15 protein-coding genes are annotated in these 18026 nt (G+C 71.8%); 11 read left to right on the forward strand and 4 right to left on the reverse strand.

The window, feature by feature from the left end; genetic code table 11:
* Positions 1 to 114: 114 nt before the first annotated feature.
* From ACH4U8_RS24495 to ACH4U8_RS24510, 4 genes are all read left to right on the forward strand, one after another.
* On the forward strand, positions 115 to 975 hold the full coding sequence (locus tag ACH4U8_RS24495) for an AAA family ATPase (protein WP_379989887.1): 861 nt from the start codon (positions 115 to 117) through the stop codon (positions 973 to 975).
* Between the two features lie 6 nt (positions 976 to 981).
* Complete coding sequence (locus tag ACH4U8_RS24500) at positions 982 to 2373, forward strand: VWA domain-containing protein (protein ID WP_360314845.1); 1392 nt, start codon at positions 982 to 984, stop codon at positions 2371 to 2373.
* Positions 2374 to 2585: 212 nt separating this feature from the next.
* Entirely contained in the window at positions 2586 to 3248 is a 663-nt protein-coding gene (locus tag ACH4U8_RS24505; RefSeq protein WP_360314847.1) for a class I SAM-dependent methyltransferase, read from the forward strand.
* 124 nt (positions 3249 to 3372) lie between these two features.
* Positions 3373 to 4122: an enoyl-CoA hydratase-related protein gene (locus tag ACH4U8_RS24510; protein WP_379989883.1), complete on the forward strand. Its 750-nt coding sequence runs from the start codon at positions 3373 to 3375 to the stop codon at positions 4120 to 4122.
* Positions 4123 to 4126: 4 nt separating this feature from the next.
* On the opposite strand, the gene ACH4U8_RS24515 is transcribed toward ACH4U8_RS24510, so the two are convergent.
* Complete coding sequence (locus tag ACH4U8_RS24515) at positions 4127 to 4594, reverse strand: YbaK/EbsC family protein (RefSeq protein WP_360314850.1); 468 nt, start codon at positions 4592 to 4594, stop codon at positions 4127 to 4129.
* Between the two features lie 41 nt (positions 4595 to 4635).
* Between ACH4U8_RS24515 and ACH4U8_RS24520 the strand changes: the two genes are divergently transcribed.
* The 4 genes from ACH4U8_RS24520 to ACH4U8_RS24535 all read left to right on the forward strand — a co-directional run bounded on the left by ACH4U8_RS24520 (position 4636) and on the right by ACH4U8_RS24535 (position 9747).
* Positions 4636 to 5187 carry an NADPH-dependent FMN reductase gene (locus tag ACH4U8_RS24520; protein WP_360314852.1) on the forward strand — a complete coding sequence of 184 codons (552 nt, stop codon included), beginning with the start codon at positions 4636 to 4638 and terminating at the stop codon, positions 5185 to 5187.
* Between the two features lie 102 nt (positions 5188 to 5289).
* Complete coding sequence (locus tag ACH4U8_RS24525) at positions 5290 to 7425, forward strand: endonuclease/exonuclease/phosphatase family protein (protein WP_395780184.1); 2136 nt, start codon at positions 5290 to 5292, stop codon at positions 7423 to 7425.
* 137 nt (positions 7426 to 7562) lie between these two features.
* On the forward strand, positions 7563 to 8993 hold the full coding sequence (locus tag ACH4U8_RS24530; RefSeq protein WP_360314856.1) for an MFS transporter: 1431 nt from the start codon (positions 7563 to 7565) through the stop codon (positions 8991 to 8993).
* Positions 8994 to 9033: 40 nt separating this feature from the next.
* Entirely contained in the window at positions 9034 to 9747 is a 714-nt protein-coding gene (locus ACH4U8_RS24535; RefSeq protein WP_360314858.1) for an SMI1/KNR4 family protein, read from the forward strand.
* Between the two features lie 66 nt (positions 9748 to 9813).
* Here the strand turns inward: ACH4U8_RS24535 and ACH4U8_RS24540 are convergent, their stop codons facing one another.
* Entirely contained in the window at positions 9814 to 11604 is a 1791-nt protein-coding gene (locus ACH4U8_RS24540; RefSeq protein ID WP_395780186.1) for a hypothetical protein, read from the reverse strand.
* Between the two features lie 547 nt (positions 11605 to 12151).
* Here ACH4U8_RS24540 and ACH4U8_RS24545 point away from each other — a divergent pair.
* Positions 12152 to 13099: a LysR substrate-binding domain-containing protein gene (locus ACH4U8_RS24545; protein WP_395780188.1), complete on the forward strand. Its 948-nt coding sequence runs from the start codon at positions 12152 to 12154 to the stop codon at positions 13097 to 13099.
* Here ACH4U8_RS24545 and ACH4U8_RS24550 read toward each other — a convergent pair.
* The gene (locus ACH4U8_RS24550; protein ID WP_395780190.1) at positions 13042 to 13332 is read right to left on the reverse strand and encodes a hypothetical protein; all 291 of its coding nucleotides are present in this window, start codon (positions 13330 to 13332) and stop codon (positions 13042 to 13044) included. The two genes, ACH4U8_RS24545 and ACH4U8_RS24550, sit on opposite strands and share 58 nt — an antisense overlap.
* A 286-nt stretch (positions 13333 to 13618) precedes the next feature.
* On the opposite strand from ACH4U8_RS24550, the gene ACH4U8_RS24555 reads away from it, so the two are divergent.
* Both ACH4U8_RS24555 and ACH4U8_RS24560 read left to right on the forward strand, forming a co-directional pair.
* The gene (locus tag ACH4U8_RS24555; RefSeq protein WP_360314866.1) at positions 13619 to 14683 is read left to right on the forward strand and encodes an acyl-CoA desaturase; all 1065 of its coding nucleotides are present in this window, start codon (positions 13619 to 13621) and stop codon (positions 14681 to 14683) included.
* Positions 14684 to 14926: 243 nt separating this feature from the next.
* A complete protein-coding gene (locus ACH4U8_RS24560) occupies positions 14927 to 16336 on the forward strand; it encodes an MFS transporter (protein WP_395780549.1) in 1410 nt (469 codons plus the stop codon).
* On the opposite strand, the gene ACH4U8_RS24565 is transcribed toward ACH4U8_RS24560, so the two are convergent.
* Positions 16308 to 17861, reverse strand: a complete 1554-nt coding sequence (locus tag ACH4U8_RS24565) for an ABC transporter substrate-binding protein (RefSeq protein ID WP_395780192.1) — start codon at positions 17859 to 17861, stop codon at positions 16308 to 16310. The two genes, ACH4U8_RS24560 and ACH4U8_RS24565, sit on opposite strands and share 29 nt — an antisense overlap.
* Positions 17862 to 18026 lie beyond the last annotated feature (165 nt).

Genomic DNA, 18026 nt, shown 5'->3' on the forward strand with positions numbered 1-18026 from the left:
GCCACACCGCCCCGCCCGGGCGCCGGGCCGCTTGCTAGCTTGAGGGGCAGCCGGCGTGGACCCGGCGCACCGGCCGGCCGCAGATCGCCCCGCGAGGAGTGCACCACCATGACGATGTTCGCCTCGCCCGAGGACGCCCGTACCCGACTCGGCGCCGTCGACTACCTGACCGACCCCGGCATCGCCACCGCCGTGTTCCTGGCCGACGCGCTGGGCAAACCACTGCTGATCGAGGGCCCGGCGGGGGTCGGCAAGACCGAGCTGGCCAAGGCGGTCGCCTCGGCCGCGTCCGCCGAACTGATCCGCCTGCAGTGCTACGAGGGTCTGGACGAGTCGCGCGCGCTGTACGAGTGGGACTACCGCAAGCAACTGCTGCGGATCCAGGCGGGTGTGGACGGGTGGGACGAGGCGCGGGCCGGGATCTTCGCCGAGGAGTTCCTGCTGGCCCGGCCGCTGCTCACCGCGATCCGCCGGGACGAGCCGACCGTGCTGCTGATCGACGAGACGGACAAGGCGGACGTCGAGGTCGAGGGGCTGCTGCTCGAAGTGCTCTCCGATTTCCAGGTCACCATCCCCGAGTTGGGCACGATCACCGCCTCGCGGCGCCCGTTCGTGGTGCTCACCTCGAACGCGACCCGCGAGCTGAGCGAGGCGCTCAAGCGGCGGTGCCTCTACCTGTACATCGACTACCCGACGCCCGAGCGCGAGCGGGACATCGTGCTCACCCGGGTGCCCGGGATCCGCGCGCAACTCGCCGAGCAGGTGGTGCGCACCGTCGCGTCGTTGCGGGCCCTGGAGCTCAAGAAGGCGCCCTCGATCGCCGAGACCCTGGACTGGGCCCGGACGTTGATCGCGCTGTCCGCCGACGAGTTGGACGAGGAGACCATCGCGAGCACGCTCGGCGTCGTGCTCAAGCACGCCTCCGACCACACGCGGGCCGTGAAGGAACTCGGCCTGCCCGGCATCGGCGGCTGATCGCCGATGTCCCTCCTGGATCGACACACCGGCTTCGTCCGGGCGCTGCGACACGGCGGGTTGCCGGTGTCGCTCGCCGAAGGACTCGACGCCGCCCGCGCGTTGACCGTGCTCGACCTCGCGGACCGGGAGACGCTGCGGGCCGCCTACGCGGCGTCGCTGTGCAAGCGGCACACCCACCGGGCGGTCTTCGACACGCTGTTCGAGCTGTGGTTTCCGGTGGGACCGGCGGCCGAGACCGAGGCCGATGCGGCGGACCCGACCGACGAGCAGCCGGGCGGCGCGGCCGAAGGCGGGACCACCGCGGACGCCGAGGAATTCCGCGACCGGCTGCGCGAACTCCTGCTCGGCGAGGACGACATCGCGCTGCGCCGACTGGCCCGCGAGGCGGTCGGGCGGTTCGGCGCGTTCGACGGGCCCTCGGGCGCCTCGTGGTCCGCGCACCTGGTCGGTCGGGCGCTCGACCCCAGGACGCTGATGGCCGGCCTGCTGCGCGCGGTCCTGGGCGGGCAACTCCCGGGCGGGGTGGCCGAACGCAACGCGCGGCGGATGATCCAGGCCCGGGTGGACCGGCTGAACGAGCACGTGCTGGCCGACGTACGCCGCCGGCTCGCCGAGGAGCGCGGCGTCGAGCGGGTCGCCGAGACCGCGGTCAAGCCGGCCGTGGAGAACCTGGACATCCTGCGCGCGAGCCGCACCGACCTGATCGCGCTGCGCCGGGAGATCCAACCGCTCGCACAGCGGCTGGCCACCCGGCTGACGATCCGGCAACGCGCGGGCCGGCACGGCCGGCTGGACTTTCGCCGCACGGTGCGCGCGTCGTTGTCCACCGGCGGGGTGCCCCTGACCACCCATCACCGCCCGCGCCGGCCGCACAAACCCGAGCTGGTGGTCCTGTGTGATGCCAGCGAGTCGGTCTCCTCGTTCGCCCACTTCACCCTGATGCTCGCCTATGCGCTGCGCGAACAGTTCGCCCGGGTACGGGCGTTCGCGTTCATCGACACGGTGGACGAGGTGACCCGGTTCTTCGAGAAGCCGGGCGGCGACGTCACCGAGGCGATGCGCCGACTGACCGCCGAGGCGAATCTGGTGCGGCTGAGCGGACACAGCGACTACGGACACGCGTTCAACGTCTTCGTGCAGCGCTACGGCGACGTGATCGGCCCGAAGTCCTCGCTGCTGATCCTGGGCGACGCGCGGAACAACTATCAGGACCCGGCCCTGGCGGCGCTCGCGGCGATGGTGACGCCGGCCCGGCACGCGTGGTGGCTCAACCCCGAGCCGGAACGGGACTGGGACACCGGCGACTCGATCGCCGGTGTGTACGGCCGGCGGATCTCCATGATCGAGTGCCGCAACCTGACCCAACTGGGCCGATTCATCGGCGAGCTGGCCTGATCCCGAACCATGTGCGGCGGCCTCGGCGACGCTGCGATGGTCGGGCGCGAAGGGGTCCGCGGAGGCGGGTGCGTTCGAAAGCGGTTTCGACGAACGACCCTTCGCGGAGATCGCACAACCGCTCGATCGTCGCGAACGTGGCCGGTTTGTCGCCGCCGACTCGCCGGGCCGAAGCGGCCGACGGTCGGGCCGAACCTGTCAGGCTCGACGGCATGGACCCCCATCACATCGCCGTGGACTACTGGGACAACGCCTACGCGGACGGGATGTACGCGGACATCGGGCCCGATCCGTTCGTGGACCGCATCCTGGCGGTCGCCTCGCCGGGCACCTCCGGCGTCGAGATCGGCTGCGGCAACGGACGCAACCTGATTCCGTTGACCCGCGCCGGCCTCGACCTGATCGGGGTCGACCCCTCCCGCACCGCGTTGGACCAACTCGCGGCGCGGGCACCGGAGTCGACGCTCGTCCACGGCACCCAGGAGGATTTGCCGGCCGGTCGACGCTACGACCTGGTGATCGGCATCCAGGTGCACCAGCACGGCACCCGGGCCGCCGCGCGGGCGCTGCTGCGCGGTTCGCTCGCCCGGGTCGCGCCCGGCGGCCTGTTCGCGCTGCGCACCGCCTCCGCCGACACCGAGGCGGTCGAGGCGCACGAGACGTTGGACACCGACGAGGACGGCGGTCGCACCTTCCGCTACCTGGCCGGCTTCAAGGCCGGCCTCACCGTGCACTACTTCGGACGACTCGAACTGGAGTTGCTGCTGGCCGACTTCGAGCCGGTCCTGCCGCTGCGCGCGGAACACACCGAGCGCCGCGACCCGCCGCCGGGGCGCTGGGCGCACTGGGAGACCATCGTCCGCCGGCCGACGTGATCACCCTTGCGAGCGTGAGCGACCTGGGCTAGAGATCATCCGAAGGCCGAAGATCGTCCGCGAGTCGGGGAACGTCCGCGGGCCGGAGATCGGCCGAACCGGATCGACCACGAAGGAGCCCGGCATGACGGTGACCACCGAGCGGCGCGGACGGGTGCTGGTCGTCGCGATCGACCGCGAGGCCAAGCGCAACGCCATCGATCAGCGGGTCGCCGACGGGATCGAGGCCGCCCTCGACCTGCTGGAGGACGATCCCGAGTTGTGGGTCGGGGTGTTGACCGGCACCTCGACGGTGTTCTCGGCGGGTACCGACCTGGCGGCCGGCTTGAGCCCCAAGGGCGAGCGCGGCGGCGAGTACGGCGTGATCCGGCGGCAGCGGACCAAGCCGCTGATCGCCGCCGTGGAAGGCTTCGCGCTGGGCGGCGGCTTCGAGATCGTGCTCGCGTGCGACCTGGTGGTGGCCTCCGCGGCGGCGCGCTTCGGGCTGCCCGAGGTCAAGCGGGGCCTGATGGCGATCTGCGGCGGGACGTTCCGGGCACCGCGGGCCCTGCCGCTGAACCTGGCCCGGGAAATGTTGCTGGTCGGCGATCCGCTGCCCGCCGAGCGGCTGTATCAGGTGGGCGTGGTCAATCGGTTGACCGAGCCGGGGCAGGCGCTGGCGGGCGCGGTCGAACTGGCCGAGCGCATCTGTGCCAACGGCCCCGTCGCGGTGCGCGCGAGCCTCGCGGCGGTCGAACACGTGGTCGCCGCCGACGACGAGGCGGGCTGGGCCGGCACCGCGACGGGATTCGCCGCGATCGTCGCGTCCGAGGACATGAAGGAGGGCGTCGCCGCGTTCCTGGCCAAGCGGGCGCCGGAATGGACCGGCCGCTGACCGGCTACACCTCCACGTCCGCGGCCCGGCCATCCGTCATCCGCAACAGTTCCGCGTAGGTGGTCGGGTACATGTGGTTGTGGTCGCCGGCGCCGGCCCAGACCACGTCGTGCTCGGCCAACCAGGTGTCGACCAGGGTTCGGATGCGATGCGGATGGCCGACCGGGGCCACCCCGCCCACCTCCTGGCCGGTCGCGGAGAACACGAAGGCCGGGTCGGCACGGCGCAGCTTGCGGATGCCCAGGAGGCGGGAGACCACCCGGGTGTCGACCCGGTGCGCTCCGCTGGTGATCACCAGCAGCGGTTGGCCGTCGGCGGAGAACACCAGGCTGTTGGCGATCGCGCCCACTTTGCAGCCCAGCACCTCGGCGGCGGCCGCCGCGGTCGGCACCGTCTCGGCGAATTCCCGGATCTCTCCCGTGGCATCGAGCGCGCGCAGCGCCTCGGCGACCTTCTCGACCGGCGTGTTCATGAGGCGAGGGTAATACGCCCGCAGTGCTACGTTGACCGGCCATGACAGTCCTTCGCCGGGTGCTTTTGATCAGTGGATCCCTTCGGGCGCAGTCCACCAACTCCGCGCTGGTGCGCACCGCCCGGGAGGTCGCGCCGGCCGGCGTGCACGCGGTCGTGTTCGACGGCCTCGCCCGCCTGCCGCACTTCGATCCGGACGCGGACCGCGAGCCGCTGCCGCCGGCCGTGGTGGAGTTGCGCGCCGCGATCGAGGCGGCCGACGCGGTGTTGTTCTCCACGCCCGAATACGCCGGCGCGCTGCCCGGGTCGTTCAAGAACCTGCTCGACTGGACCGTCGGCGGCGTGGAGACCAGCGAGAAGCCGGTCGCCTGGATCAACGCCTCCACCAACCCGGGCGGCGCGACCAAGGCACACGAGTCGCTGCGCATCGTGCTCGGCTACACCGGAGCCGACGTCGTGGACGCGGCCTGCGTCCGCGTGGGCGTGGCCCGCGACGCGGTGGGCCCGGACGGCCTGATCGCCGACCCGCGGGTACGCGACGGCATCATCGCCGCGTTGACCACCCTCGCGCGGGCGGTCCCCGCGCGCACCTGACGCCCGGGCGCCCCGCCGCCCGCCGATCGATCGTCAGAAGTGGTCTGCCCAACGGCGTTTCGTCGCTCTATGCTGACCCCGCCATCGAGACGGGGGTTGCGCGTGCCTGTGATCGTGATCGCTCTGGGGATCGTCTTTCTGGTCGACATCCTGCGGGTGTGGTTGCCCTCGCTGATCACCGTCTACGGGGACGCCGGGGCCACGCCCGCCGAACAACTGGGCCTGTTCGCGCTCGCCTGGTTCGCGGTCGCGTTCGCCGTGGTGCCGCTGTGTCGGCGGGTCGGTGGGCGGCCGGTCGCGGTCCTGGCCGGGGTGGCGATGGTGATGTCGCGGTTGTGGCTCCAGTTCACCGACGGCGGCGACGCGCAGCTCTACCTGGCCTGCCTGGCACTGGTCGCCGGACTGTGTTGGCTGATCGCGGTGGCGCACACCGGCTGGGAGGCGGGCGTCGGGGTCGTGGCCGGCCTGGCGGTGGCGGTGGCGCTGCACGCGGGGCTCGGCACGCTGGACCCGATGTGGCTGGAGGTCTGGCGCGGCTGGGCCGTCCTGGGCACGCTCGCCGTGTTGTTCGTGGCCGCGCAGGTGTGGATACCGGCGCCGGCGCGGCCCGTGGCGCAGCCGATCCTGTGGGCCGTGCTGGGACCGGCGTTGTTCCTCACCGGCGTGTTGTTCGGCAATGTCGGTGTCGCGCACGCGGCGGCCGGCGAACCGCGCTGGGGCGTGCCGGTGCTGGTCGGCGCCTGGGCACTCGCGGTGCCGGTGTCCCGGCTGCGCGGCCGGTGGGTGTGGCCGCTCGGCCTGGCCTTCCTGGTGGCGGGTGTGGTCGGCGCGGGCTACCTGGAGACGAGCGCGCACGAGGGGATCGTCGGCCTGGCACCGGCCGGCGCGGCAGCTTGGCAGGCCCTCGGCGTGCTCGGCCTGGGCCTGGTCCTGGGCGACGCCGCCGGGCGGGTGCGACCGGCCGTGCGTTGGGCGCCGGCCTGGAGCATGGTCGGCTTCTTCGTGCTGACCTTCCTGCACTACGCCCGCTACGACATCGAGATCGACGTGTTGGCTCGCGGCCGGGTGTTGCTCCTGGGCGTGCTCGCGCTCGCGGTGCCGGCCGGCCTCGCGGCGCTGCGCGATCGGCGCGCGCCCGCCCCGGCCGAGCCCGAGGCCGCGCCCGCTCCCGCGCGTGCCCGCGGCCGCACGGTCGCGCACAGCGGCGGGCACGGGGGAGTCCGCTCCGATGTGCCCCTGGGCGGCCGGGCCCGAGCCGGTCAGGGTGCGCAACGGCCCGGCCGGCGGCCCGGCACGCGTCCCGGGGCCAAGCCCGCGCCCGGTCGCGCGGGCAATCGGCCGGGAGCTCCCGCCGCGCCCACGCCCGGTGCCGCCGGCGGCCGGAAGCCGGATCGGCCGTGGGACGTCCCGCCGCCGCCGTCCCTGGCCGAGCGGCTGCACGCGCCACTGGCCCTGGCGACGGTGTTTCCGGTGGTGATCGCGCTCGCCGCGTTCGGGCTGCGCCCGGCCGCCGGGTCGGCCCCGGTGTCGGACGCGGCGGCCGGGACGTTGCGGGTGGTCACGTACAACATCCGGATGGGGTACGGCGTGGACGGTCGGTTCGATCCGGACCGCACGGCGGACACGATCCGGGCGCTGAAGCCGGACGTGCTGGTGCTCAACGAGGTGGACCGGGCCTGGTTCCTCAACGGCGGCCACGACGTGCTGACGCTGCTCGCCCGCCGGCTGGACCTGCCGTACCGGTTCGCGCCGGCCGCCGATCCGCAGTGGGGCGACGCGGTGCTCACCCGCAAGCCGATCCGGCACCTGGAGTCGATCGAGTTGCCGGCCGGCGGTGCGCCGACCGGTGCGCAGGCGCTCGGCGTGGTGATCGAGGCCGCGCCCGGCAGGTCGGTCGCGGTGGTGTCCACACACCTTCAGGACGTGGACGACAAGGTGCCCCAGGCCCAGGCCGAGCGGGCCGCGGAGTTCGCCGTGCGCCTGGGCACCTCGGCGCCGGTGGTGGTACTCGGGGACATGAACGCGACGATCGACAGTCCGCAGTTGAAGGCGTTCACCGGCCGGGGACTCGTGGACGGGCTGGCCCGGGCCCGGCCGATCCGGACCTACCCGGCGGACAAGCCGAAGAAGGAGATCGACCAGGTCTTGGTGGACGCCCGGTTGCGGGTCGCGGCCGTCGACTCGCCGCCGTCGACGGCATCCGACCACCTGCCCGTGGCGGTGACCCTGCTGTACTGACCCGCCCCCCAGCCCCCACTCGGCGCGGGCGTGAGCGGCCCGGGTCACCCGCGCGGCGGCCTTGTCGGCACCGAATGTGGGCACCGTCCTTCGGATGGCCACCGCCGGGGGTGGCTCCGGAGGAGGGGTGTGGGCCGGTGACCGAGCGCGAGGAGCCCGATCCGCATCGCTGGCAGGCGCTCGCGGTCTGTCTGATCGCGGGGTTCATCACGCTGCTGGACGTGTCGATCGTCAACGTCGCGCTCCCCTCCATCCGCGCCGGCCTCGACGCGAGCGTCAGCGACATCCAGTGGGTGTTGTCCGGCTACGCGCTGACCTTCGGGCTGGCCCTGGTACCGGCCGGCCGGATCGGCGACGCGCGCGGTCGCCGGATGATGTTCATGACCGGCCTGGCCCTGTTCACCGGGGCCAGCGCACTGTGCGGCGCGGCACAGACGTCCCTGTGGCTGGTGCTGGCCCGCCTGCTCCAGGGCATCGCCGGTGGCCTGCTCACCCCGCAGGTGTCCGCGCTCATCCAGCAGATGTTCTCCGGCCGTGAACGCGGCCGTGCGTTCGGCATGTTCGGCACGGTGATCGGCATCTCCACGGCCGTCGGCCCGCTGCTCGGCGGCCTGATCATCAAGGTGTTCGGTGCCGACGAGGGCTGGCGCTGGGTGTTCTACGTCAACCTCCCGATCGGCATCGTCGCCTTCGTGCTGGCCCGGCGGTTGTTGCCCGGTCCCGACCACGCGAACCGGGCGTGCCTGCGCGATCTGGATCCGATCGGCGTGCTCCTGCTCGGCTCCGGCGTGGTGTTGCTGTTGTTGCCGCTGGTCGAGGAACGCCAGTGGCAGGGCTCCGCCAAGTGGCTGTTGGTGCCGATCGCGGCGATCTTCTTCGGCGCCTTCGTGCTGTGGGAGATCCACCAGGGCCGGCGCGGTCGCCAACCGGTGGTCGACCTGGCGCTGTTCAAGGTCCGCTCGTACACGCTCGGCCTGTTGGTGATGCTCTTCTACTTCGCCGGATTCACCTCGATCTTCTTCGTCTTCACCCTCTACTTCCAGTCCGGCCTGGGCTACAGCGCGCTGCTGGCGGGCCTGGCGATCACCCCGTTCGCGCTCGGCTCGGCGCTGGGCGCGTCGATCGGCGGGCGCCTGGTGAACCGGTTCGGTCACGCGCTGGTGACCGGCGGGTTGCTGATGGTCGTGGTCGGTCTGCTCGGCTCGATTCTGGCGGTGTACGAGGTGCCGGGGCACCACGTCGGTTGGATGCTGGTGGCGCCGCTGCTGTGTGCGGGGCTGGGCAGCGGTCTGGTGATCTCGCCCAACCAGACGCTGACCCTGGCCGAGGTGCCACCCGTGCAGGGCGGTGCGGCGGCCGGGGTGCTGCAGACCGGACAGCGGATCGGCTCGGCGACGGGCATCGCGGCGGTCGGCGCGGTCTTCTTCTCCCAGCTCGCCGACGAGCGGGGCCGGGACTGGGCCGAGCCGCTGCGGCACGGGCTGACGGTCTCGGTGGGCTTCGTGCTCGCCGCGTTCGTGGTCGCCTTCCTGGACCTGCGCAAGGGCCGCGCCCCGTTGCCCCGATAGGGACCCGGGAATCGTCCGGGCCACCCGGTAGCGTCCGGGCATGACTTTCGACATCCACGCGGCACTGCCCGCCGCGCTCGCGGACCGGGCCGGGGCCTGGGCGTTCATCCGTGCGTTCGCCGCCGACCGGGGCGGGGCGATCGAGGCCGCCGACGGGTACGACCCGGCGGAGCTGGACGCGAGCGCCGCGCGCCTGGGCGTGGAATTGCCGAGCGCGCTGCGGGAGCTGTACGAACTCCTGGGTCGGCGGGTGGACCTGACGAGCAACCACGACGTGCTGTTGCCGCCGGACAAGCTCTACGTCGAGGACGGCGTGCTGGTCTTTCGCGAGGAGAACCAGGGCGTCGCGTGGTGGGGGGTGCGGCCGGGCGGGGACGATCCCGCGGTGCTGGCGGCCTACGACGAGGCCGAGCCGGCCGCCGAGCGCTGGTCGGCCTGGTTGCCGCGATTGTCGGTCGCGGCGGTGGAGATCGTGCTGTCCGAGGTGCTGCTGTTCGACGACGAACTCGTCGAGGCGATCGAGTTCGCGCCCGAGGAGATCGAGCGACTGCCGGCGGAGACGCGCGAGTTGCCGTTCCCCGGCTATCCCGAGTGCGAGGAGCCCGGGAACCGGGTGCGCTGGTTCGCGGGCCCCGACCTGTTGGCCCGCTACGACGGCGCGATGATCGTGTTCCGCGCACGCACGGAAGAGCACTTGGACCGCTTCTTCGACACGGTCTGCGACGAGGACGACGAGGACGAGCCGGTCGCCTGACCCGGCGCGCCGAGGCTCGACGCCCCCAGCGGGACGTCGAGCCACGGTCTTGCGCCGCGATCCCGATCAGAATTGGCTGTTGCGGAACGGCTCCTTCGGCCTGCCCAGGTTCGGCTTGCCGAGCACGTCCTTGGCCGACAGCGCGTAGATGCCGTGGTTGGTCAGCACCCACACGACGTTGCGGTCCCACTCGACGTAGACGCCGTGCGTCTGGTTGCCCATCGCCCACTCCGGGAACGTGCCGTCCTCGGTCGGCCAGTCCCGGGTCTTGGTGCCGAACGCCTTGGGCACGAAGTACGCCTCGATCTCCGGCCGGGCCGGATTCTTGACGTCGAAGACCTGGGCGCCCGCGTTGTAGAAGCCGTACACCAGCGTGCCGTCGTCGTGGCGGCCCGGATTGGTGTAGTAGCCGGTGCGCTTGGGGCCGAAGCTGCCCCGCCGCTGGCAGTAGTCGGTGACCCCGGCCGACCTGGGCGGCGTGGGACGGGGCAGTTGCCCGACGATTCGGGGGTTGGCCACGTCCCGCGCGTCGATCTGGTAGATCGGCTTGTACGGCTCGTAGCAGTCCTCGGTCAGCGGATAGCCGGAGAGGTAGATCATCCCGGTCTTCTCGTACTGCGACACGTCGATGTTGTCGCCCTCGGTACCCGCCACCGACGGCGGCAGGTCCACGTGGCCCACCTGACGCAGGTCCGCCGGGTTCGAGATGTCCAGGACGGTCATGCCCAGGCCGCCCTGCACCGCGAAGCCGTATCGACCGCCCTGCTCGACCGGCTTGGGCACGAACAGCGACATGCGCGCACCGAGCCAGCTCGTGCGATTGCCGCAGCGCGGGTTCCGCGCGTACGCGTCGTCCTCGCCGGTGACCTGTCCGGGCAGATGCCAGGTGTCCAGGAGCCGGGGCGCGGCCGGGTCGGACATGTCGTAGGACTGATAGCCGGCCGAGTGCAGGTTGGTCGGGTACTCGGTGTTGGCGAAGGTGTCGTTCGGCGCGACGGCGATGAACATGTACTTGCCGCCGTCCCAGTACGGCACGTCCAGCGAACCGGAGCCCTGCTGGGCCTTGGTCGGGTCGCTGTTCAGCGGATTCGGCTGGGTCGAGTCGGTGCTGACGGTCGAGATCAGCCGCCAATCGGCCTTCCGGGGGCCGTCCAGGCGGTAGACCTTGAAGCCCTTGAGCCCGGGCTTGGTGCGCAGCTTCGCCACGCCCTCGGGGTTGCCGTACTTGTCGTGGCCCGGCTCGTCGGTGAGTTCGCTGATCTGCCGCTTGTCCTCGAAGGACTGCACCATCACGTAGGCGTTCAGCCGCTTGTTCCACTGGATCGTGGACGCACCCCAGTAATCGCCCGCCGCCCAGGTGCCGTTGGCCTTGAGCTCGTCGCCGCCCACGTCCTCACGGGACATCCGCTCCACCACCGTGACGTGCTTGACGTCGGTGATGTCGTAGACGCGGCCCTCGGAACGGTCGTACTGGAACATGTACCGGCGTCCGCCGAAGTCGACGATGTTCTGCCAGGTGTGGAAGAAGTCCGGCGTGAAGTCGTAGCCCTCGTAGGCGGCTTCGACGTTCATGTTCTTCACGTACTGCCGGCCGTCGTAGTCGGCGCGGCGCCCCGGGAAGGGGTGCGGGTTCTCCTCGTCGAGCGGGGTGGACGCGGGAGCCAGGAACGAGCCGTCGAGCTGCATGCCATAGGAGTTCGGGTCGGCCGGCTGCGGTCGACGCTCCTGGCAGACGAACGGGATGTTCGGGTCCTGCCCGGCAGCCGCGGCGGTCGCGGTGCGCGGTGTGGAGCCGGCGGCGGTGCGGCCGGGGTCGCCCAGGTAGGTGCTGCCGGTGGCGGCCACCAGGGCGGCCATCGCGATCGCACCCGATCTGCCGTATTTCCGGGCTCTGTCGGCTCTGCGGGAGCCGTCGGATCTACCGGCTCTGTTGCCGAGGGTGGGTGTGCGGCGCATCTGACGAACCTTCCGACACGGGACAATGACGGGGAAGTGCGCTGGCGGTGCGGCGGGGGGAGCGCGCCGTGATGGCCGGCCGAACCGCCCTCGTCACCTCTTCGCAGGCGAAGCCGACCTTCTGCGAAGAAACCCGACCGGTGACCCCGGATGCTCCGGTGTCCCCGGGTGTCGGTCGAGGACCGCGGTGTCGACGGACCGGCCCGCTCCGCCACGCGGAACGGATCGGCGTCGGGACCGAACAACGACGGCGCGCGGACTCGATCCGGCACCCGTACCCGGCACCGTGCCTGCGGCACCGGACGGATGGCTCGTCAAGAAGCTGTCGCCACGTGCATGATGGCTGCGCCGGCGCATGTCCATCCAATGCCGATCCGGCGCCACTGCATCACCAAACAGGTATGCGTGCCCGTCCGGTACGCAACACCGAACCGGTACGGGAGCCTGCGTGGACCTGCTCGACGGACGCCTGAAGTTCCGGCATCTGACCCTGATCACGGCGATCGCCGAACACGGGGGAGTCAGCCGCGCGGCCGAGGCGCTGCACCTGACCCAGCCCGCCGCGACCCGCACCCTGCGCGAGCTGGAGACCATGGTCGGCGTCCCGCTGTTCGAGCGCGGCCCGCACGGGATGACGCCCACGCTCTACGGCAACGCCCTGGTCGCCCATGCCCGGGTGATCCTGGCCGAGGTGCGCCGGGCGGGCGACCACATCGCGAGCCTGCGCGAGGGCCAGACCGGTACGGTCACCGTCGGCACGCTGCTCGCGGGCACCAGCGTGCTGCTGCCGCGCGCGGTGTCCGCGCTCAAGCGGGACCGACCCGGGATCACCGTGATCGTCCGCGAGGCCACCTACGACGTGCTGTACCCGCAACTGCTCGCCGGCGAGATCGACGTCGTGGTCGGCCGGCTCGGCCGGGCCGAGGACGCCGGGCGGGTTCGGCAGACCGCGTTGTATCGCGAGCCGATCCGGCTGGTGGTGCGGCGCGGCCACCCGCTCCTGGACGGTGCGCGCGTGCTTGCCGACACGATCGCGCACCCGTGGATCCTGCCGCTCGAACAGACGGCGCTGCGCAGCGAGTTGGCTCAGTTGTTCACCCGCAGCGGGCTGCCGCTGCCGGTCGACCGGGTCGAGTGCACCTCGATCCTGACCGTGCGGGCGCTGCTGCTGGCCACCGACATGATCGCCGCGTTGCCCGAGCTCGTGGTCACCGGCGACGAGCGGCTCGCGGTGCTGCCGGTGCCCCTGGAGTCGGTACGCCGCACGGTGGGCACCACGCTGATGGCGGACCGGCCCCCGACGCCGGCGGTGAGCGCGTTCCTGGCCTGCATCGGCGATCAGGCGGTGGCGCTGCGGGCCGCGCTCGGCGAGGAGGCGGCGCTCGACGTGGACTGAGCGCCGAGGGTGCGGCGGCGCCCGATCACGCCGGTGCGGCGGGCCGGTGCGCGGAACCGCTGGATCTCCTGGCCGAGCGGGGCTTCGACGTCCGGCACGTGACCCTGCACCTCGACCGGCGCGGTCTGCGGGCCCGGATCGGCGACGAGGAGGCGGTGTCGGCCGGCCGACGGCGGGTCGAGCAGGAGCGGCGCCACCGGGCGGCCGAGCCGTGGCTGTACGCACGCCGGCACGGATCGGTCGATTCCGGAATATTCCCCGACGGAACGGGTAGCCGGCGACCCGGTTGGGGTGCGACAGTTCGCAGGACGCGGCAACCGTGCCCGGACCCCGTGCCGGCCCCTACCGGATCACGCCGCGTGTGTCCATGGCGCTCGCCCCCCGTGCAGGGGGCAGAGCCTCCCCCCGGGATCGGGGGGCTTGTCGGATCGTCCCGCGGATGGGCGGTCAATAGCGTCGAGACGGCGCCAAGCCACCGCGCTCAGCCGACCATCCTCCCCCCAGATACCGGGACGCCCCATGACCTCGACCGCACCCACCCTGGACCATCCGGAGATATCCCCGCCCACGCGTCGGGGCAGCGACTTCGCGCCGCTGCTCGCCGATCTCAAGGCGGCCGGACTGCTGGAGCGGCGCACCGCCTGGTACGCCCGGATGATCGGCCTGAACCTGCTCCTCCTGCTCGGCTCCTGGGCCGCGGTGGTGTGGGTGGGCGACTCGTGGTGGCAACTCGCCCTGGCCGTTCCGGTCGCGTTGTTCACCACCCGCGCCTCCTTCGTCGGCCACGACGCCGGCCATCAGCAGATCGCCCGCACGGCCCGCACCCACCGGGTACTCGCGCTGCTGCACGGCAACCTGCTGATGGGGATGAGCTGTGGGTGGTGGAACGCGAAGCACAACAAGCACCACGCCAACCCGAACCACCTGGAGAAGGACCCGGACGTCGCGGTCGGCGTGCTGGTCTGGGACGCCGACCAGACCGGCGGGCGGACCGGCGTGTTGGGTTGGCTGACCCGGCACCAGGCCCGGCTGTTCTTCCCGCTGCTGCTGCTCGAAGGGCTCAACCTCAAGGTCAACGGCCTGATGGCGCTCAAGGAGCGGACCCCGCGCGAGCGCCTGGTGGAGGGCTCGGTGCTGGTCGTGCACTACGCCGTGTACCTCTCGGTGTTGCTGATCGCGATGTCCCCGGTCAAGGCGCTGGTGTTCGTGCTGGTCACGCACGCGCTGCTCGGCCTGCATCTGGGCATGGCGTTCGCGCCCAACCACAAGGGCATGCCGATGCCCGAGCCGGGCGTCAAGTGGGACCACCTGCGGCGTCAGGTGCTGACCTCGCGCAACGTCCGGGGCGGCCCGGTCACCGACTGGATGCTCGGTGGCCTGAATTACCAGATCGAACACCACCTGGTGCCGAACATGCCGCGGGTGAACCTGCGCCGGGCCCAGCCGATCGTGCGCGCGCACTGCGACCGGCTCGGCGTGCCCTATCTGGAGACGAGCCTGGTGCGGTCCTACCGGCAGGCGCTGGGCCACATGCACGACGTGGGCGCCTCGCTGCGCGCCGAGCGGACCGGGCGCGCGGCCTAGCCACCGCGTCGCCGGCGGGCGGGACGGTCGGCAAAGCGGCGGGCACGGTACGGTCGGCAAAGTGGCGGACAAAGGTGCGCACAAACGATTGATGTGTTTTACATCTATCTCTAGGGTGGGGCCGTCCATCCCCCTCCCCACCCAGGAGCGCGTTCCGTGGCCGGCCCCGCCCCAACCCCGCAGGACCCGCGACAACGTTTCCTGGTGCCGGTGCTCGGCTCGTGCGGCATCGTCGCCGCGCTCATGCAGACCGTGGTGGTACCGCTGCTCCCGGACCTGCCCGCGCTGACCGGCAGTTCGGCCTCGACGGTCAGTTGGACGGTCACCGCGACGCTGCTCAGCGGCTCGGTGTGCACGCCGCTGCTCGGCCGCGCGGGCGACATGTTCGGCAAGAAACGCATGCTGGTCGTGGCGATGAGCGTGCTCTCGGTCGGCTCGGTGATGTGCGCGCTGACCTCGGACATCGGCGTACTGATCGTCGGCCGCACCCTCCAGGGCATGGCCACCGCCGTGGTCCCGCTGGGGATCAGCATCCTGCGCGACGAATTGCCGCCGGCCAAGGTCGGCGGCGGCGTCGCGATGATGAGTTCGACGCTGGGCATCGGCGCCGCCGTCGGCCTGCCGCTGGCCGGTCTGGTCGTGGACCACGCCGACTGGCACGCGATGTTCTGGGGCGCCACCGTGCTCGCCCTGGTGGTGCTGGGCCTGGTCGTGCTGGTCGTGCGCGAATCGCCGGTGCGCAGCCCCGGCCGGTTCGACGTGGTCGGCTCGCTCGGCCTGACCGCGTTCCTGGTCTGCCTGTTGCTCGCGGTGTCCAAGGGCACCGCGTGGGGCTGGACGAGCACCCGCACGCTGGGCCTGCTGGCCGCCGCCGTGCTGATCGTGCTCGCCTGGGGGGTGCACCAGTGGCGGGTGAGCACCCCGCTGGTGGACCTGCGGGTGACCGCGCGGCCGGCGGTGCTGCTCCCCAACATCGCCGCGTTGTTCATCGGCTTCTCGTTCTACGCGAACAGCCTCTCCACCGCCCAACTGGTGCAGACGCCGAAGGAGAGCGGCTACGGACTGGGCGTCTCGGTCGCGATCGGCGGCCTGTGCCTGCTGCCCGGCGGGGTGATGATGGTCGTGCTCTCACCGATCTCCACCGGGCTGACCGCCACCCGAGGACCCAGGTTCTGCCTCGGCGTCGGCGCGATCCTGCTCGGCCTGGGCTACGTGGTGCGGATCTTCACCAGCCACGAGTTGTGGACCATCGTCCTGGGCGCCACCGTGGTCGCCTCCGGCACGGCGATGTGCTACTCGGCGCTGCCGATGCTGGTCATCCGGGCCATCCCCGCCGCACAGACCGCCGCCGCCAACGGCATCAACGCGCTGATGCGCACGATCGGCCAGGCCGTGTGCAGCGCGGTGGTGGCGGCGGTGCTCACGTCCTACACGATGTCCGTCGGCGGCCACGTGCTGCCCACCCTGCACGCCTACATGGTCGTCTTCGTGATCGCCGGCATCGTGGCCGGCTGCGCGCTCGTGGCCTGCCTGTGCATCCCCGAGCCCGCGGGCCCGACGGCCGCGGCGATCCCGCTCGAATCGGCGAGCCCCGCCCGGGCCGTCGAGCCCCGGTCCATCGCGGCTACGCCGGACCCAACCGGTCGAACATGATCAGCCCGTCCTCGAACACGGTCAGCTCGCCCACCTTCGCGTCCTTCGCCCGGATCGCCGCGGTGAACGCCTGCTCGTAGGCGAACATCGGGACGTCCTTGGCCAGTTCGCGCTGCACCACGGCGTAGGCCGCGCGCCGGGCCGAGGCGTCGGTGGTGGCCCGGGCCGCGTCCAGCGCCTGGTCCACCGCCGGGTTCTTCCACTGCATGTGGTTGTCCTGGCCCTTGGAGTGCAGGAAGTTGTACAACACCGGCTCCGGGTCGTCGAAGGACAACACGAACTCGCCCGCGTCGAACTGCCGCTGGATCTGCACCTTCTGGAGGTATTGGGTGCCCTCCAGGAACTCGGTCCGCATGGTGATGTTCTTCATCGTGGCCACCTGCGCGAGCCAGTACTCGGCGGTCAGATGCGAGCCCGGGCTGTTGTAGGTGCTGTACGTGAAGGACAGCGGCTTGCCCTCGGCGGCGAGCGCGTCCAGCAGTTGCTGGGCCTCGACCCGGTTGTTCGACGGCAGCGGCGCCTCGGCCGAGGCGAAGTCCGAACCCGGGCGCAGGAACGTGCTCAGCGGCTTGCCGGTGTTGTCGGTGACCACCTTCGCACGGGCCGCCGGGTCCATGATCAACGCGAACGCGCGCCGCGCGCGCGGATCGTCGAACGGCGGCCGGCTGGTGTTGAACAGCGTCATGAATCCGCCGCTCTTGCCCTCGGTGAGCACCGGCAGACCGGCCTTCTGCGCGTCGCCGAGCAGCTTGGCCTGCGCCGTGGTCAACACCTGGGCCTGGTTGGCGCCCAGCATGGCCAGCCGCTGTGACTGGTCGACCACCGGCTTGAGGGTCAACTGCTTCAGCGGCGGCCGACCGCCCACCTGCCAGTACCGGGGATTGCGCTCCAGCACCATCTGCTGGTCGCGCACCCAGCTCTTGAGCCGATACGGCCCGGCGCCCACCGGCTTGGCGCCGAAGCCCTTCGGGTCGGCCTTGATCGCTGTGGGCGAGCCGACGAACGCGAGGTTGTGCGCGATCACCTTGTCGAAGTGGGCGTTCGGCGCCGGCAGCGTGACCTTGACGGTCCGGCTGTCGGTGGCGGCTATGCCGATCCCGGCGACCACGCGCGCCTGCAGCGACTTGTTCGCCGGATCCGCGTGCCGCTCCCAGTTGAACTTGACCGCCTCGGCGTCCAGCGCGGTGCCGTCGGAGAACTTCAGGTCCGGCCGCAGCCGCAGCGTCCAGACCCGGCCGCCCTCCGCCGCGGTCGCGCTCTCGGCGAGCTGGGGTTGGGCCCGACCGGTCTTGGGGTCGATCCACAACAACACGTCGAACACGGCCGCGGCCTGGGTGCCGCCGGTGATCTGGGACAGGCTCGCCACGATCGGGTCCAGGCTGCGCGCCTCCTGGGTGACCAGGACGGTCATCGAGCCGCGCGCCGAGTCGCCGGCACCGTCGTCGGAGCCGCACGCGGCAGTGGTCAGGATCAGTCCGGTCAACGCGGCGGACAGGGCCGCCTGCCGGATGGGCACGGATCGCACGGTGGTCGCTCCTCGCACGGGCCCACCTGGGTCGGGCAGACCCTGGGTCTCCATGGATGTTGCGTCCGGGGCATCAACGGGGATCAACCTAAGTCCCTCCTGACTCACCGTCAACAACCGTTCCGTGCAGAGTGATGGGCGGGCGGGTGCCCGGGGACGCGCCGC

It is taken from the genome of Embleya sp. NPDC020886 (assembly GCF_044333915.1).
In the GTDB taxonomy this organism is placed as follows: Bacteria; Actinomycetota; Actinomycetes; order Streptomycetales; family Streptomycetaceae; genus Embleya.

What these genes read in the sequence shown, in the direction of transcription:
- ACH4U8_RS24520 (WP_360314852.1), top strand. Translation starts at nt 4,636, where the DNA reads ATGACAGTCCTTCGCCGGGTGCTTTTGATCAGTGGATCCCTTCGGGCG.
- ACH4U8_RS24555 (WP_360314866.1), top strand. Translation starts at nt 13,619, where the DNA reads ATGACCTCGACCGCACCCACCCTGGACCATCCGGAGATATCCCCGCCC.
- ACH4U8_RS24510 (WP_379989883.1), top strand. Translation starts at nt 3,373, where the DNA reads ATGACGGTGACCACCGAGCGGCGCGGACGGGTGCTGGTCGTCGCGATC.
- ACH4U8_RS24540 (WP_395780186.1), bottom strand. Translation starts at nt 11,604, where the DNA reads ATGGCCGCCCTGGTGGCCGCCACCGGCAGCACCTACCTGGGCGACCCC.
- ACH4U8_RS24505 (WP_360314847.1), top strand. Translation starts at nt 2,586, where the DNA reads ATGGACCCCCATCACATCGCCGTGGACTACTGGGACAACGCCTACGCG.
- ACH4U8_RS24515 (WP_360314850.1), bottom strand. Translation starts at nt 4,594, where the DNA reads ATGAACACGCCGGTCGAGAAGGTCGCCGAGGCGCTGCGCGCGCTCGAT.
- ACH4U8_RS24535 (WP_360314858.1), top strand. Translation starts at nt 9,034, where the DNA reads ATGACTTTCGACATCCACGCGGCACTGCCCGCCGCGCTCGCGGACCGG.
- ACH4U8_RS24560 (WP_395780549.1), top strand. Translation starts at nt 14,927, where the DNA reads ATGCAGACCGTGGTGGTACCGCTGCTCCCGGACCTGCCCGCGCTGACC.
- ACH4U8_RS24495 (WP_379989887.1), top strand. Translation starts at nt 115, where the DNA reads ATGTTCGCCTCGCCCGAGGACGCCCGTACCCGACTCGGCGCCGTCGAC.
- ACH4U8_RS24500 (WP_360314845.1), top strand. Translation starts at nt 982, where the DNA reads ATGTCCCTCCTGGATCGACACACCGGCTTCGTCCGGGCGCTGCGACAC.